Source organism: Neobacillus sp. GCM10027624 (genome assembly GCF_042675345.1).
GTDB classification, from domain to species: domain Bacteria; phylum Bacillota; class Bacilli; order Bacillales; family Cytobacillaceae; genus Neobacillus; species Neobacillus cucumis_D.
In genome coordinates this window covers 51,580-68,004 of sequence record NZ_JBHTHD010000032.1, presented here as the reverse complement: position 1 = coordinate 68,004, position 16,425 = coordinate 51,580, and the positions used below count along the sequence as shown (strand labels likewise).

Annotated in this window: 18 protein-coding genes; 8 read left to right on the top strand and 10 right to left on the bottom strand. The window is 37.2% G+C overall.

What is annotated here, in order from left to right:
* Positions 1-243: 243 nt before the first annotated feature.
* Positions 244-474, bottom strand: coding sequence for a hypothetical protein (locus tag ACFQZ9_RS29625; RefSeq protein WP_133339184.1), 231 nt, complete (start codon positions 472-474; stop codon positions 244-246).
* A 136-nt stretch (positions 475-610) separates the two neighbouring features.
* On the opposite strand from ACFQZ9_RS29625, the gene pdaB reads away from it, so the two are divergent.
* The gene (pdaB, locus tag ACFQZ9_RS29620) at positions 611-1,363 is read left to right on the top strand and encodes a polysaccharide deacetylase family protein (protein WP_498946905.1); all 753 of its coding nucleotides are present in this window, start codon (positions 611-613) and stop codon (positions 1,361-1,363) included.
* Between the two features lie 191 nt (positions 1,364-1,554).
* Here the strand turns inward: pdaB and ACFQZ9_RS29615 are convergent, their stop codons facing one another.
* The gene (locus tag ACFQZ9_RS29615) at positions 1,555-2,241 is read right to left on the bottom strand and encodes a KinB-signaling pathway activation protein (protein WP_498946904.1); all 687 of its coding nucleotides are present in this window, start codon (positions 2,239-2,241) and stop codon (positions 1,555-1,557) included.
* A gap of 150 nt (positions 2,242-2,391) precedes the next feature.
* Between ACFQZ9_RS29615 and gerD the strand changes: the two genes are divergently transcribed.
* The gene (gerD, locus tag ACFQZ9_RS29610; protein ID WP_198313597.1) at positions 2,392-3,018 is read left to right on the top strand and encodes a spore germination lipoprotein GerD; all 627 of its coding nucleotides are present in this window, start codon (positions 2,392-2,394) and stop codon (positions 3,016-3,018) included.
* Between the two features lie 51 nt (positions 3,019-3,069).
* Here the strand turns inward: gerD and salA are convergent, their stop codons facing one another.
* The 5 genes from salA to ACFQZ9_RS29585 all read right to left on the bottom strand — a co-directional run bounded on the left by salA (position 3,070) and on the right by ACFQZ9_RS29585 (position 8,108).
* Positions 3,070-4,125 carry an iron-sulfur carrier protein/transcriptional regulator SalA gene (salA, locus tag ACFQZ9_RS29605; RefSeq protein ID WP_498946902.1) on the bottom strand — a complete coding sequence of 352 codons (1,056 nt, stop codon included), beginning with the start codon at positions 4,123-4,125 and terminating at the stop codon, positions 3,070-3,072.
* Positions 4,126-4,266: 141 nt separating this feature from the next.
* Complete coding sequence (gene cwlD / locus ACFQZ9_RS29600) at positions 4,267-4,986, bottom strand: N-acetylmuramoyl-L-alanine amidase CwlD (protein WP_198313632.1); 720 nt, start codon at positions 4,984-4,986, stop codon at positions 4,267-4,269.
* An 81-nt stretch (positions 4,987-5,067) separates the two neighbouring features.
* Entirely contained in the window at positions 5,068-5,511 is a 444-nt protein-coding gene (locus ACFQZ9_RS29595; RefSeq protein ID WP_198313599.1) for a YbaK family protein, read from the bottom strand.
* 110 nt (positions 5,512-5,621) lie between these two features.
* Positions 5,622-6,806, bottom strand: coding sequence for a M20 metallopeptidase family protein (locus tag ACFQZ9_RS29590; protein ID WP_498946900.1), 1,185 nt, complete (start codon positions 6,804-6,806; stop codon positions 5,622-5,624).
* Positions 6,807-6,842: 36 nt separating this feature from the next.
* Positions 6,843-8,108: an MFS transporter gene (locus ACFQZ9_RS29585; protein ID WP_498946898.1), complete on the bottom strand. Its 1,266-nt coding sequence runs from the start codon at positions 8,106-8,108 to the stop codon at positions 6,843-6,845.
* Positions 8,109-8,642: 534 nt separating this feature from the next.
* On the opposite strand from ACFQZ9_RS29585, the gene ACFQZ9_RS29580 reads away from it, so the two are divergent.
* Both ACFQZ9_RS29580 and ACFQZ9_RS29575 read left to right on the top strand, forming a co-directional pair.
* Complete coding sequence (locus ACFQZ9_RS29580; RefSeq protein WP_498946895.1) at positions 8,643-9,380, top strand: right-handed parallel beta-helix repeat-containing protein; 738 nt, start codon at positions 8,643-8,645, stop codon at positions 9,378-9,380.
* Positions 9,381-9,406: 26 nt separating this feature from the next.
* Positions 9,407-9,970 carry a hypothetical protein gene (locus ACFQZ9_RS29575; protein ID WP_498946894.1) on the top strand — a complete coding sequence of 188 codons (564 nt, stop codon included), beginning with the start codon at positions 9,407-9,409 and terminating at the stop codon, positions 9,968-9,970.
* A 37-nt stretch (positions 9,971-10,007) separates the two neighbouring features.
* Here ACFQZ9_RS29575 and ACFQZ9_RS29570 read toward each other — a convergent pair whose 3' ends face one another.
* Positions 10,008-10,598 (bottom strand): hypothetical protein, encoded by a 591-nt coding sequence (locus ACFQZ9_RS29570; protein ID WP_498946892.1) that lies wholly within the window; start codon positions 10,596-10,598, stop codon positions 10,008-10,010.
* 373 nt (positions 10,599-10,971) lie between these two features.
* Between ACFQZ9_RS29570 and ACFQZ9_RS29565 the strand changes: the two genes are divergently transcribed.
* Genes ACFQZ9_RS29565 through ACFQZ9_RS29550 form a run of 4 tightly spaced genes read left to right on the top strand, consistent with a single transcriptional unit; the run spans position 10,972 to position 15,125 of the window.
* Complete coding sequence (locus ACFQZ9_RS29565) at positions 10,972-12,288, top strand: nucleotide sugar dehydrogenase (RefSeq protein WP_498946891.1); 1,317 nt, start codon at positions 10,972-10,974, stop codon at positions 12,286-12,288.
* 31 nt (positions 12,289-12,319) lie between these two features.
* Entirely contained in the window at positions 12,320-13,393 is a 1,074-nt protein-coding gene (locus ACFQZ9_RS29560; RefSeq protein WP_498946890.1) for an ATP-grasp domain-containing protein, read from the top strand.
* Positions 13,362-14,075 carry a PHP domain-containing protein gene (locus tag ACFQZ9_RS29555; protein WP_498946889.1) on the top strand — a complete coding sequence of 238 codons (714 nt, stop codon included), beginning with the start codon at positions 13,362-13,364 and terminating at the stop codon, positions 14,073-14,075. Before ACFQZ9_RS29560 ends, ACFQZ9_RS29555 begins: the two co-directional genes overlap by 32 nt.
* 18 nt (positions 14,076-14,093) lie before the next feature.
* Complete coding sequence (locus ACFQZ9_RS29550; RefSeq protein ID WP_498946888.1) at positions 14,094-15,125, top strand: glycosyltransferase; 1,032 nt, start codon at positions 14,094-14,096, stop codon at positions 15,123-15,125.
* Positions 15,126-15,367: 242 nt separating this feature from the next.
* Here the strand turns inward: ACFQZ9_RS29550 and rpsI are convergent, their stop codons facing one another.
* Both rpsI and rplM read right to left on the bottom strand, forming a co-directional pair.
* The gene (gene rpsI, locus ACFQZ9_RS29545; protein WP_026574304.1) at positions 15,368-15,760 is read right to left on the bottom strand and encodes a 30S ribosomal protein S9; all 393 of its coding nucleotides are present in this window, start codon (positions 15,758-15,760) and stop codon (positions 15,368-15,370) included.
* A 20-nt stretch (positions 15,761-15,780) separates the two neighbouring features.
* Positions 15,781-16,218, bottom strand: a complete 438-nt coding sequence (gene rplM, locus ACFQZ9_RS29540; RefSeq protein WP_026574305.1) for a 50S ribosomal protein L13 — start codon at positions 16,216-16,218, stop codon at positions 15,781-15,783.
* Positions 16,219-16,425 lie beyond the last annotated feature (207 nt).

The window sequence follows — 16,425 nt, the reverse complement described above, 5'->3', positions numbered from 1 at the left end:
TCATTTGTTACGTTGGCTTCATTTCAAAAGAAATGAATATTATTGTTTGTTGACGTTTTTGTTTGTTTAGTTTTCAAAGATCAATTTCTCAATCGCTCAAAAGCGACTTTTTAAATATATCATCTACAGGACGTAGTGTCAACAATTTTTTCAAATTGTTTTTTACGTCAGCAGCGACGTTTATTAATATAACAGGATTATAAATATATGTCAACAATTCTATCAAAAAAAGTTCACGAAAATCTATCCTTTCATTCTCCCTCTTTTATCTTTCCTCATATATTTTAAACATTCATTTGGTGAAGCAACCCGTCTAAATAAAGTAAATAATACTTTATAACGCTCCTCCATTGCTCTTTTCACAATATGATCAATACGGTCATCCCTTAAATCAAAGAGGATTTCATCCATTTCCCGCTTAATTAAATATTCCATTTCTTTCACTTCTTTTTCATTAATTAGTATTCCTAGCATCCAATAACCTCCAATGAGTTTCTAGTTCTAGTAGTCTTTTCCAAATAATTCAATTTTATAATAAAAATCTTTATTCATATTATTAAAAAAGCAGGCATAAGTTGAGACAAGGATGGCAATGGACGAGGTGGTTAGGATGAATTTCTTTTATGTATTAAATGGTAAGTCACTTAAAAACATTTCTCTAATCTTAATTGCTGCATTTTTTACAGCCTGGTTCCTTTATATTCAGAATCTTGCCCAAATACCTGTTTTTTCAACTAAGGATGGACCGAAGGCCATTTATCGCGGCGAAAAAGACCTTGCTTTATCTTTTAATATTGGTTGGGGAGATGAAAAAGCAGAACCGATTTTAAACACACTAAAAAAAGAGGGGGTAAAATCAGCAACATTCTTTTTAGCTGGTTCATGGGCTGAACGGCACCCTGATCTAGTCACTCGAATTGTAAAAGAGGGTTATGAAATTGGCATCCTAGGATATGCCTATGAGGATTATAAAAGTTTGGAGGATGCTAAAATTCGCAGGGATATCTCTAAAGCCCAGGAGGTTTTTACAAAATTAAATGTAAAAAATATCAAGCTCTTGCGTGCTCCCACTGGTCATTTTGATGAAAGAACCTTAAAAATTGCAGAACGGTATGGATATACCGTTGTCCATTGGAGTGTGGATTCACAAGATTGGACGAATCCTGGTAGAAAGACCATTATCGCTAATGTTGAAAAGGCAAAAAAGGGAGATATTGTTCTCTTACATGCTTCTGATTCAGCCAAGCAAACCAATAAAGCATTGCCGGCGATTATTGAGGAAATTCATCATAAAGGCTTGAAACTGGTTTCCGTTTCTGAAATGATTGCCAATGGTCATGTCCGATCGAAAGAAATAAAATAAACTGATATAAAACTGTAAACAAATCCGTTTTTGGGTGGATTCTTATTAAACAGCATAAGAATCTATCAAGACTATTTCCTCTATTTTATCGAAGGAATTTGGTCTTCATCGCCTTTATGAAGACCTCTTTCCCTGTTTTTTCGATGGGATTTGGTCTTCATCATTCTTATAAAGAAAAACCGCCCCTGATTTTAAAGGGACGGTTTTTTATTGGTTTTATTTTTTACCGCTTTATTGCTGCTCCCAGCCGCCGTGCTCTTACGCTTTTGTCTTTCCTGTTCTGAACGTTCATTTAACTTATGTAGGATTAACAATTGATAGGCATTACTGGCCAGAAGGCCAAAAACCATAAGGTAAACCCAGCTTCTTTCATTAACCCGTAGAACTGGAACCCACTCGACAACTGTTACAACCACCATAAAAAAGAGCGCGGGTATAAAAGCACTAAAGTTTGTTTGTTTACTTTTAAACCAAGCTGCAGCCCCGCCAACCACTAAAGGAATTAATGCAACCCCTATATAGGGCATCACAGACTCTCCAGGCTTGGCAAATGCTTCATAACGCATATAAACCAAATCAAATAAGCAAAATAATATGAGGACGGATTGAACGCCATTCCAAAGGGTTGCAGACTTAAAAATACCTAATCCGAACCGATGAATCGTTAAATAAGCAAAAAAGCCCATTTGACTAATAACACTAAAAAGGAATCCCATCACAATTAACCAAATCGTCGTTGATAATATATCAATTAGTTTAAATTCAGTAAAATACTGCTGAAATTCACTCCAGCGAACAATAAAACCCACAATAGCTGTTGTGAGCCCGCCTACTAGTAATGTGGTCAAAAATAGTTTTACCCAATTGCGGCTCGTCACACTTTAAACCTCCAAAATATAAAATGCATTCCTAATGATTGTACCAATCCAAATTTGAAAAATCCATATTTTAAAATCCTTTACGAATAATCTTTCATGATTTTCTTCATCCTAAAATTAAGGATTCTTATGCGAAAGGAGCTTTTCAAAATGAAAGCGAAAAGTATGCTGCTCCTCCTACCCATCATGATGTTGTTAACTAGCTGCGCATCCAATGAATCCAGCAGCGGAGGACAAATTGATTATGAGCAAACCAAAAAAATGGTTGTTGATATTCTTAAAACGGATGATGGTAAGAAGGCAATTCAAGATGTAATGTCCGATGACAGTATGAAGGAAAAACTTGTAATGGACCAAAAAATGGTTTCACAAACGATTCAACAAACCCTTACATCCGATAAAGCTACAACCTTTTGGAAAAAAACTTTCAATGATCCAAAATTTGCTCAAGGCGTTGCCAAAAACATGAGATCCGAAAACGAAAAGCTGTTAAAGGATTTAATGAATGACCCTCAATATAGAGGTATGATGATTCAAGTTTTTAAAGAGCCTGAAATTCAAAAGGAATTAGCGGATGCATTAAAAAGTAAGGAATACCGGGAGCATCTTCAAAAGGTAATTGCTGAAACCATTGAAAGCCCGTTATTTAAAGTAAAAATGCAAGAGCTCCTGCTTAAAGCGGCCGAAGATGTAAAAGCGAATGCAAGCAGCAGTAAAGGTAGCGGCGGTCAATCAAGTGGGGGACAAAGCGGTTCCGATAACAGCAGCGGAGCCTAATAATCCTGTTCATTCAAAAGCCTCTTCCTGATTAGGAAGAGGCTTCATTTATTACTTTTTTAAAAGGCTTGTCATTTTTTCAGCAATTTCTAGATAGATTTTTCCGATTGGATGGTCTTCCTGATAAACAGATGGTGCAAAATCTTCGTCATTCCAATCAGGCTGGTTTAGCGGCAGGCGGCCAAGTACCTCAGTATTTAACTCTTCGGCTAATTTATCCCCGCCGCCGCGGCCAAATACATATTCCTTTTCACCTGTCAGCTTACTTTCAAAATAAGCCATATTCTCGATAACACCAAGGATTTCATGTTCCGTACGAACAGCCATTGCACCGGCACGGGCTGCTACAAAGGCAGCCGTTGGATGTGGTGTCGTAACAATAATTTCCTTACATGCAGGAAGCATCGTGTGAACATCCAATGCAACATCCCCTGTTCCTGGAGGCAAGTCTAATAATAAATAATCTACTTCGCCCCATTCTACCTCATTGAAGAAGCTATTCAACATTTTTCCAAGCATAGGTCCGCGCCAAATGATTGGTGCATTATCTTCGACAAAAAAGCCCATTGAAATGACTTGAACTCCGAAACGTTCAACCGGTATAATTTTTTCCCCTCTAACTACAGGACGCTTTGTGATCCCCATCATATCAGGTACACTAAAACCGTAGATATCGGCATCAATCAGACCTACCTTTTTACCTAGACGGGCTAGGGCTACAGCAAGGTTTACAGATACTGTTGATTTACCTACGCCGCCTTTACCGGAAGCAATCGCAATAAAAGTTGTATTTTTAGAAGATAATAAACCTGTATCCTCCGTTCCCTCCACCGCATGACGATTGGCAGCAAGTACCTCTTCGGAAAGCTCGCCAAAGCGGATCCCTACTGTAGCTGCACCTGCTTCTTTTAATACATTTACAATTTGCGTTTGCAATTGTAATTGTTCGGCAGTACCAGTTTTGGCAATGTCTACTTTTACACTGACATGATTTTTTTCTTCTTTAATTTTTATTTCCTCAATTGCATTTAGCTCTGCTAATGTTTTATGTAAAAATGGCTCTTTTAAGCTGCCTACAATTTCACGGATTTTCGCTTCTGTTAGCATGTATACAAACACCTCACAATTGAATTCGTTTCCAAAATCAAGTATACCATAACTCTCAATAAAAACAGTTAACTGAATCACACGTAAACCCTATACCAATAATAGAAAGTCAAAGAAGATGAGCTTTAGAGCCCATCTTCATTAATCTGTTTCTTTTAATTCCTTTTCATTCGTAAAATAGCGGATGATTCCTTTATAAATGGAAGCAGCCACTTTTTCCTGATAGGAATCGGTTTGGAGATTTGCCTTTTCAGCCGGATTGGATAAAAAGCCTACCTCGACCAAAACGCCGGGTTTCTTTGCATTTTTTAAAATATAGACATGACTTAAAGGCTTTGCCTTACGATTTGTATTTTCTAAATTCCGTCTTAACTCATCTTGAATAAATTTTGCTGCTTTTGCATTTTCGGTATAATGGGGGGAATAAAAGGTTTGAGCCCCGCTCCATCTAGCAGATGGGATGGCATTTAAATGAATACTGACAAAAAGGTCATTATCAGAGCTATTAATCATTTTCAACCTTTGCTTCAGATCTTCTACCTTTCTCCTGCTATAACCTTTTGTTGTAGGATCTGCCAGGTCCTCATCGATTTCCCTTGTCATCATCACCAGGGCACCATGCTGCTGGAGGAAATCTCTGACCTTAAAGGAAATGTCTAAGGCGATATCCTTTTCTAAGGTTTTCCCTTCACCGGCACCACCGTCAGGCCCGCCATGACCCGGGTCAATGAGAATGATTTTTCCCGATAAAGGCAAATTCCATGATTTCCATGATTTATCCTCCATAAAATCATGCTGTAAAATCAGGAACAATAAAAGTAAACCCACAGAGAACCCTATAATTTTCAATCTTCTCTTCAGCAACCAAATCATTCCTTCCCGCTCGTCCATGTTCATTTAAATATATGGGACAAGGGGGAATTTTAGAACTAATGGAATAACCTAGTGAAGCCTTAGCTTATGCCGTCTTTCTCCTTTTTGATATCCATCGAGCCACCAGACGTGGATGTATTGTTCACAGAGATAGTATAGGGATTCACTCATTGTCCCTTCTTCTCCATTACCCCAATAAAGTAAAAAATTGAAGAGGGTATCAATTAAATGTTTTTCTTCTTTATAGCAGCGTTTTTTTACCTCATCGATATCCTCACCATAATAACCGAATTTGCTAAACTTTGCCCCTAATAGATAAGCTTCAAGTGCAACATCGTAGCAGGCTTCCTCAACACCAGCATGCATCACAAAGCTTGATGTAATTCTTGATGAGCCAAAATAGTGCTGGACCCGCTCTTTTAATGTTTTTATCGATAAGTCCTTTAAGACTGACCGCTCATATTTAATTTGTTTTTCCCGTTTTTTTTCTTTAAAGGTTGTAATAACAGTCACAGTTTTCACCTCTTAGGACTATTCTTCATCCCATAATCCTAAGAAATGCAAAATTTCGATTGCCAATTTTATGGTTAAAAAAATCCAGCCATTTGGCTGGATTTTTAAAATTAATGGTTCTTTAACCAGTTGATAGCGCTGTTCACCACAACGGCTACTCCTAACGGAATAACTCCCTCGTCTAAGATGAGATTTGGGTTATGAAGTGGATAGTTTTTATCTCCTAAGCCATTGGCGCCCGCCCACATAAACATGGTTGGTACAAGGTTACTGATATAAGAAAAATCTTCTGTGCCCGCTAACGGTTCCTCATTTACCTCGAGATTTTCTTCCCCAATCACTTCTTTCACATAAGGGGCCATTTGCTTGCATAATTCTTCATTATTAAATAAAGCCGGTGTTGAGATGGTTTCAAGTTCATAGGTTCCACGCATCATTTTTACAGTGGCATCAATGATTTCCTGCACTCTTTTAAAAATATGGTCGCGGACCTCCGGTTTAAAGGACCGTAAAATTGCATCAAGATGGGCATTGTCAGGAATAATATTCGCTGCGGTCCCACCACCCATTTTACCAATAACGAGAACTGCTCTTTCCGATGGATCGATTTCTTTCCCAACCAATGTATTTAATTGATTGTAGACAGCATTAATGATCATCAAAGGGTCGATTGCTTTTTGTGGTTCGGAGCTATGCCCGCCTTTTCCTTGTACTTTAAGGAAGAAACCATCTAATGATGAGGCCGCAATCCCAGTTTTATAACCAAACTTTCCTACTTCCAAGGATGGATCAACATGAAGGGCGAGTGCCGCATCCACTTTTGGATTTTCTAATAAACCATTCGCAACCATGTCCTTCGCACCTGCACCAATTTCCTCAGCCGGCTGGAACATGATTTTAACGGTTCCGTTAATATCTTGTTCTTTTTCCTTTAATAGCTTGGCCGCACCCAGCATAAAAGTCGTGTGGATATCATGACCACATGCATGCATATAATCATTGGCCGACTTAAATGGTAAATCTGTATTTTCAGCCATTGGCAAAGCATCCATGTCACCTCGTAATAAAAGCGTTCTTCCGTTGCCGTTACCAATCGTAACTACTAAACCTGCTTTTCCAACCCTTTTAGGCTCTAGCCCCATATTTTTCAATGCTTCTTCAACGTACGCAACTGTATTTGGCAAATCAAAGCCTATTTCAGGATTTTGGTGGAGATGTCTCCGGTGTTTGATTAGTTCTTCCTTAATATCTTCTGCTTTTGATAAAGTTTGATTGTTTATAACGGTACTGCTCATAAAAAATCCTCCCTGTCCTTCGATTAAATCTAAAATTTACACTGCTTCTTTATTGGGAACTTCAATGGCTAAACTAAACTTTGGTTTTGTTTTGCTGGCAATAAAGAATAATAAAAATTGCACAATGGAAAGAATAACTAAAACATTAAGAAGCAATCCATAGGAATGATTGATATTATAAAGTGCACCTGATGCGATTGGAGTAATCGCTACACCTAATGAAATAAAAATCGAAACAACACCATATTTGGCGCCATAGTCTTTTTCACCGTAAAGTGCTCCTGTAAGATAAGCAGGAGTAACGGTAATAGCTGTTGATCCGATTCCAGAAAATATCGTAAAAAGTATTGCTAGTGAAGTAATATTTCCTTTCATCAGAAATAGGAAACTGACCAAACTTCCTGCAGAAATAATCAATAAAGTTGTAATTAATCCAAGTCTGTCAAATAATCTTCCTACTAATAACTTACCGACAATAACCATTGCAGAACCTAAGGATAATATCAATGCAGCAGTTTTAGCTGATGTACCAATTTCAGCAAAATATGGGGCAAGATTGATTAGCATCGAATTAACGACGACTCCGCCAACAATGATTGCTAAACAGAGAGCCCAAAATGAAATAGACTTAAACGTTTGTCCTTGAGTAGTACCTGCTAATACTTTATTTTGTGGAATATTTGAAGTCTTCGCTTCACCTAGTGGTGTCAAACCTTTATCAGCGGGATGTAGTCTGATTACAAATACTGCAAACGGAATTAATAAAACAGCAATTAAAATTCCGATAACAAGATAGGCTGATCTCCAGCCATAAGCCGTAATGAGCCAGTTCGTCAACGGACTAAGAATTACACCGCCGAAACCACTTCCAGATAAAGCAATACCTAAACATAAACCGCGTTTTTCATTAAACCAATTTGTGATTAGAACAGATGCAGGAATCATGGCACCTCCTGCCAAACCTGCTCCCATTAGGATGGCAAATAAATAGAAATGAATAAGTTTAGTGGAAAAAGAAAAACCAATAAATGCACAAGCTGAAATTGAAATAAATAATGTTAAATAGGCTCTTACATCCATCTTTTTCATTAATTTACCCGCAAGTGGACCTACAATCATAGCAGCTAAAGCCATTACGGTAAAATATAACATAAATTGAGAGGCACTAAATCCGAGTTCTTTTGTAACTGGTAGGATAAATAATGAAACCAGGTTTGCAATTGGAGCATAAATAAAAGTCATAATCATAAAGGCAGCTACTACAATCCACCACCCGTAAAAAATTCCGCCCTTTTTTTCCATACAAAACATCAATCCTTTATTAAATATTTTCAGAAACTTTATAAGTCCATAAATGGAAATTCTGTTAAAAGACTAAGTATGATCCATTACATGATCATTTTTGCAGGTGTAATTACTGCACCCCTTTCAATACTGAATGTATTGGATACTTATTACAGACCATTTGAAAACGTTTCCCTAGGTACTAATATACTTGCAATTATTATGCCAAAATATAAGATTTCTTTAAAATTTAGTGAAAAATTGCCGACTTTTATTAAGAATCGCCTTAACTAAGCATTTTTCAAGTAAAAATCTTTGCCCTATAAATCTCCTTGGAAAATGAACATATTAAATAAATTCCAAATTGTGCAAATATATAATACACCAGTAAAAAATTTTTTACACCTTTAGTAAAAAAATTTTTACTGATAGGACGGAACGCTCATATTTAATTTGCTTTTCTCTTTGCCGGAACTGGTCCGGTTTTTCCATGCTAGTCCTAATACCATTCTTAAATCTTCTGCATTAAATAATGTAAGGAGATGAAGTTTAATGACTGTTTTTTATGTTCCTTCCGGCGGCAGTATTAACTTGGCAATCGGCCAAGCTAGCGATGGAGATACAATACTGGTCTCTAACGGGGTGTTTAATGAAGATGTGGTGATCAATAAGAATCGACTTCGAATTATTGGGGAAGGGATGGGCAAAACGATTTTGAATGGAATGAGGTCCATTCCCGGGGTAAATGGGCTTCAAATAGACGCCACCCTTGTATTTATTACAGAATTATCCGTAACCAACTATCGCCAGAATGGGATTCTGATTAACACCGATCATAACATCATCAGGAACGTGAAGGTTCTATATAATAATGACCACGGGATTCGTATTGAGGGGGATGGAAATCTTATTATCGAAACAGAGTTTAGCCTTAACGGTAGCGAAACCGATGGTGGCGGAATCGAAGTGAATGGCACCTATAATTATGTAATTCATTGCCGGTGCAATCATAATTTCAGTAATGGCATTTCTTTTAACGGGGCTAATAATGTTGCCCTGGATAATACAGTGGAAAACAATAATGGTGACGGGTTTAACATAAACGGTGAAAACAGCCTGTTCATTAATAATGTTTCTCGGACTAATAACGATGCCGGTATTGATTTAGTCTCTAAACAAAACCTTTTATTTAAGAACAAATTTAATGATAACACCAATGGGGAAATTGAACTCAACGAGTTAAATCATAATTTGATGTGGAAAAACGAAGTGGATGATAAAAATGACTAAAACCAAAGAATGAGGTGAAGCCGGTCATGGGGCGCTACCCCATCTATTTGAAACCGAGAGATTTAAGATCTATTGAAATTTGGATAAAGGAAATCGAAAAGCATCAATATAAAATGTTTGATCTTAAAGAGCTGTCTAAATTAAACCTTCCTTACAATTTGATTGGTACTGGGTACCATCGGTTTGTTTATGAACTCCCAAACCAGCATGTTCTAAAGTTAGCGATCACACTCAGAGGAATTAAAAGCAGTTCAACAGAAGCAAGTCTATACAAAATAATCCCAGATTCACTAAAAAATAGTCTGGCTGAAGTAAAAGAACAAGGCCATGGTTGGATTATCATGAAAAAAATGGACAATTATGTTCCTGAAACAGAGGAAAACAAAGAGACAATACTCAAATTACACAAGGAGTTTATTAACTATGGAATTAAACCAGATGACATCGTCGATGGAAAGGAAAGACCAAAATGGAAAAATATCCGTTTAAATGATAAAGGTCAAATCTCCATTATTGATTACGGGAATTTTTCTTTCCAAAACACGTCGGGAATGGAGGAAATGAGGAATTTACCTCGAAAGGACAAGTAATCCATCCTTTCCCCCACTTATGATGAGGTTTATTTACTTATTGGAAATAACCTTTAAAATGTTTACATTCTGTTCTAATGGTATCTGCAAATACTCCAATTTTCTCATTTTTTAAAGATTCAAAGTTTGAATCTTTGTCATACCCCTGTTCAGTCCAGGAGTACGGATGAAATAAAAAATGGAGTTTTGAATGAGATTTTATCGTGGTTTCATCAGGATAACCATAATTCCATGCATGCCTAGAATCGGCAATATACTTAATTTTAAGGTTTTCAAATCCCTCATTTTCCTCCCTGAATTCAAAGAACCTGTCTTCGTAGGCGTTAATCAATCCTTCCAACTTTAAATTCATTCTTAATATTTCCTTTGGGGGGCGATGAAAGGAGAATCGATCAATAGGCATTTCTAAAAAACCTTCCATTACGCTAATATCATGTAGAATATACTTTTTAATCTCATTTAAATTGTTCAGACTGCCAAAATGAACGTGAAGGCCAACTTCATGTCCCATATCCTTTATTTCCTTCACCATTAGAATATTTCCTTTTGAAAATAGATTATATGCATTATTTCTAATTTGAAACATGTAACTTGTATTGATTTGAAGGCTTTCCTCCAATTTTGCCATCTGATAGGCTCTCTCAACCGAAAATTCTACATCATGCCGAATAACTGCAAATCGGTCGGCATCTTTTTTCACCTTAGAATAATCAATAATTTCATGATGGTTTTTAATATGTTTTATTATATTCGAGTATTCACTATATGAAAAAGCATTAACCATTTTCAGATGGCAACACCCCTCAATCCTAAATTAAAAACACTTAATATTTTATGTAAATTGGATCAAGAAGTGCAGAAATAATGGGGATGTACAGGTACCTGTATGAATTTCCATTTTATGTTACCATAACTATTTTAGAACAAGTAAGGATTCCGCCCATTCCGCGGGAAGTAAACTTCATAACCTATACTATTCAACCTGAACAGGGGGGATAGTATTGAGTGATAAAAAGGAAGCCAATTCAGAAGGAAAAAAACCATCTGTGGCCGTAATCGGATTAGGTTATGTTGGTCTCCCTTTGGCTCTTAGTATTATGAAAAAAGGCTTTAAAGTAATTGGAATTGATTTGGATTTAAAAAAAATTAAACAATTGGAAAAGGGACTCAGCTATATTCCCGATATTCCCCATTCTACAATACAATCCTCTGTTTCTTCCAAAGATTTCATAGCAACAAATAATTATAACGCGATAAAGTCGGCGGAAATCATCGTCATCTGTATTCCAACCCCGTTAACCATGTATGATACTCCAGACTTGAGTTATATAATACGTTCTGCTGAAGAAATAAGCAGGAAGATCAAGGAAGAACAATTGATCATTTTGGAAAGCTCAACTTATCCAGGTACCACTAAAGAAGTATTGCAGCCAATACTCGAGAAATCAGGTTTTCAAGTGGGCAAGGATATTTTTCTTGGATATTCTCCTGAAAGAATCGATCCGGGCAATAAGAAATACCCCATTGAGGAAATACCTAAAGTTGTTAGCGGTGTAACCAAAACGTGTTCCGAAAAAATTTATGATTTCTATTCGCAGATTTTCAACGAAGTGTTTCCGGTGTCTTCGACGGAAGCAGCAGAACTGACCAAGTTGGTTGAAAATTCATATCGGTTTATCAACATATCATTTGTAAATGAATTAGCAATGATCTGTGATTCGATGAATATTAATGTATGGGAGGTAATTGATGCAGCCAGCACAAAACCATTTGGATTTTCGCCATTTTATCCCGGACCCGGAATTGGGGGGCACTGTATTCCAGTCGATCCTTTATATTTAAATTGGAAAATAAAACAAATAGGCCTGGATAGTGATTTTATTGATATTTCCAAACGTATCAATCATAAAATGCCTAAGTATATAGTTGACCAGATTAAATTTATTCTGGCCCCTAACCGCCCGATAAAGCAGGCAGATATTTTACTTTATGGGGTAGCTTACAAACCTAATATCGGTGATATAAGAGAATCAAGTGCACTGCAGATTATGAACTTGCTGCTAAAAGAAGGGGCGAATGTTTCCTATCATGATCCGATAGTTCCTGACCTTCATTTTGATAACTTGAAGTTGACTAGCGTCGATCTGACCGATGACAGACTTCAAAGGTCCGATTGTATTATTATCCTTACTGATCATGATATCATCCCATTGCAACGCATTTTGGATCATGCATCTTTGGTTATGGATACCCGTAATGCAACAAAAGGAATTACAGGGAAAGCACGGGTTTATCTTCTTGGTGGAGGACAGTTTTAGCCTTCGAATAATGAGACAAAGGTGAAATAGAGTGAAAAAAAATCTAAAGGTAATGTTAACCGGTGCTGGGTCTCCAGGCGCCCCAGGAGTAATAAAATCATTGAGATCGGCATCGGAAACGAACATCGAAATTATTGGGGTGGATGCATCTGTAAATGCGATAGGGGCCTCATTGTCAGATTACTTCTACACGATTCCAAAGGCTGCAGATGATAATTTTATTAGCGAAATATTAAATATTTGTAAAAGTGAAAAGATCGACGTGATTCTTCCATTAGTAACAAAGGAATTACTGAAACTTTCTATCAAGAAGCAGCGTTTTTTAGACATCGGAACCATTGTGTCCGTATCTGACTATTCTAATTTGGTCGTTGCAAACAATAAAGGGAAATTGCTCCAAATGCTAGAAAAAAAGGGGATCAGCATTCCTAAATATGAAATTGCAGGAACGGCGGAAACATTAAAGAAAGCCATCTATCAACTTGGTTATCCTGAACAGCCAGTATGTTTTAAGCCCACGGTATCAAATGGAAGCAGAGGGTTTAGAATTTTAGATCCAAATATTAATAGGGTGCAAATGCTTTTCAACGAGAAGCCTAACTCAACTTATATAATCATGAATGATTTAATTTCGATTCTCGAACATGCCAATGAAATACCGGAAATCATCGTAATGGAATACTTGCCTGGAAAGGAATACAGTGTTGATGTGCTAGCTGACAACGGAAAAGTCATAACAGCTATACCAAGACTTCGTGAAGCAACAGTTAGCGGAATAACTACACGTGGTGTAGTAGTGAAAGAATCCGACGTCATTGAATATGCTTCTAAAGTCGTTTTTGAGCTTGGATTACATGGTAATATTGGTGTTCAAATTCGTAGAAATATCAATAATGAGCCTAATATTTTAGAAATCAACCCGCGAATTCAAGGAACCATTGTCCATTGTCTGGGGGCGGGAGTAAATTTGCCATATTTGGCTATTAAACTCGGATTGGGTATGCCAATCGAACCACATGAACTCGTTATCAATTGGGGAACTCGTATGAGCAGGTATTGGGAGGAAATATATTATGATCCTAATGGATCTCCATACTCACTCTAATTATTCGGACGGAAAAAATAGCATTGAACAAATGGTCACGACCGCAATTGAACTAGGGTACAAAGCAATCGCTATTACGGATCACGTATGGATCACGAGTGATTGGATTGATGATTTTTCGAGACATATAAATCAGGTAAAAGAAGCATTTAAAAATGAGATTTTAGTATTTAGCGGTTTGGAGGCAAAAGTGATCAATTTACAGGGTGACATTGATGCATCGGCCAATGTTGAATCCAAGGTGAATTTTCTTTTAGGTTCCATTCATCGAATCCCCTTTTCCGGAGGATATTACAGTGTTTCAAAAGGCATTTTGGATTCAAAAGAGGAGATTTTTAAAAAGTGGCTGACTTCCTTTGAAAATTTGTTGTGGAATCCCAGGGTTACAATCATAGCCCACCCACTATCGGAACTTAATCGTTTTAATATACAATTAAGTAAAAAGCAAAAGAAAGAGATAGCCGAATTAATGATTGCGAGCGGAAAAGTTGTGGAAATTAATGTGAAACACAATGCACCGGATCCCGATATTATTGAGCTTCTTGGCCGAAGTAGGACCAAGGTAGTTGTATCCTCCGACAGTCATTCAGTTGCGGACTTGAAAATGTTTTATCCACATTTAAAAACGATGTATAGTTTACCTTTAAATTTTATAACGCTCTCTGAATTACAAAATATTTAATTTGCGGAGGGTTTATATATGGAAAAACTAAAGATTCTCATACTAATTAAACCATTTGGAATCCTATATCCAAAGCATAGAATTAAGTTCGATATCATTGAGGCAATAGCAGAATACGCCGAGGTTACATGGTGGTTTGAAGACGGGGACATCCGCGATATCTTGAAAAGGACAAAGGCAAAGCCCGATTTTATTTTCCACTATGATGTCGCCTATGGCTATAAAACAGCACCGCGAATCACTGGACTGGACCAGGTGGATATTCCAAAAGGATGTTTTATTTCCGATTTGCATTATCATCCTTCTGAAAAGGCACAGATTAAAAATCACGAACAAACAAGAATCGATTATGTAACCAAGAATAATATCGACCTTATATTTGCAGTGTCGAAACATTCATTTTTTCAAGTCTACCCTCAGTTTAAAGATAAACACAGATGGTTTCCATGGTCAATGAATCCAAACGTAATCAAAAATTGGAACCGCAAAAAGGACATAAGATTTCTTTTAATGGGCCAACTGCATATTGACTCTCCAAACCCTCCTAAAAGGAATCCTCCAAAGGGGGATTATAAATTCAGAGAGGTTGTATTGGAAAAAATGCAAAGGGTTGAAGGTTTTGTATTTCACCCACATCCAGGGCATTTAGTAGGTGCATCGGAGAATGCTTTCGTCTACGATAAATATGCAAAGGAACTCAATCGGGCCAATATGTTTTTTACATGCGGAGGGCAATTTAAGTTTGCTGTACTAAAGTATTTTGAAGCACCAGGATGTAAAACCTTATTGCTTGCTGAACCGAATAAAGATGTGTTGGATTTAGGATTTAAAGACGGGGTTAATTTCGTTGCATGTAATGAAGATAATGTGTATGAAAAAGCCATGTACTATGATCAAAAAGTTGAAGAAAGAAACCAAATAACTAACAATGGCTATGAATTTATTCATAAGTATCATGTAAATAGTGTTCGGGCCCAGCAATTTATCAGGTACATTGAGGATTTTCTTAATAAAAGAGAGACCCCGGACAATCTCATCTTCGGCGATTAATTAAAAATTTATTAAGCCCCCTTCCACTATAGGGGGCTTCTGTTTAGTTACTTTGCCTCTTTAATATACTTAATAAACATGGAGAAAAACTGAAATAAAACAAATCCTGCGAAAGCCTATTAACATTGGTTTTGTTTACGAAATAGAAATAGACCTTTTTAAATGTTTCGTGGCAAAAGTAGTTTTCATAAATAAAAAGACCCTTTCCACCGAAGTGAAAAGAGCCTTCCAAACGTTGATAATTAACGTTTTGAGAACTGAGGTGCACGACGAGCGCCTTTAAGACCGTATTTTTTACGTTCTTTCATACGAGCGTCACGAGTTAATAGACCTGCGCGTTTTAATGTTGGACGGTATTCTGGATCAGCTTGAAGTAATGCACGAGCAATACCGTGGCGGATTGCGCCAGCTTGACCAGTGTAGCCACCGCCTTTTACGTTTACAAGAACATCGTAGCTGCCTACAGTTTCAGTCGCTACTAATGGTTGTCTTACAACAACACGTAAAGCTTCAAATGGAATATAGTTTTCGATGTCACGATTGTTAATAACAATTTTACCTGTACCTGGAACTAAGCGCACGCGTGCAACGGAGCTCTTACGACGACCAGTACCAATATATTGAACCTGTGCCAAGTTAATTCCCTCCCTTTAAATTATCCGCGAAGTTCGTAAACTTCTGGTTGTTGTGCTTGGTGCTTGTGCTCAGCCCCAGCATATACGTGTAATTTTTTGAACATTTGACGGCCAAGAGAATTCTTTGGAAGCATGCCTTTAACAGCAAGCTCGATCATTTTCTCAGCATAGTTAGTACGCATTTCAAGAGCAGTTCTTTGTTTTAAACCACCTGGGTGTAAGCTGTGACGGTAGTAGATCTTGTCAGTTAATTTCTTACCAGTTAGTTCAACTTTAGAAGCGTTGATAATGATCACATGGTCACCAGTGTCAACATGTGGAGTAAAAGTTGGTTTGTTTTTACCACGTAGAATTGATGCTACTTCAGAAGCAAGACGACCAAGAGTTTTGCCTTCTGCATCAATTACGTACCATTTACGCTCGATATTGTTGGCATTTGCCATAAATGTTGTACGCATGAGTTTCCCTCCTAATTAAATCCGTAAAAGATTATTCTTTCGCACCTTCAAAGCCTTAACGTCCATTCTGTTCCGGGAATGAACCTTTAAGACAGGCGTGCGGCTATTTTTTAAATCATATATTTTCAATCACGATGAAGACTTTCCGGGGCTTTATCGTGGGATTAAAAACACACACATATAATATAATAAATACTATGGAGCCAT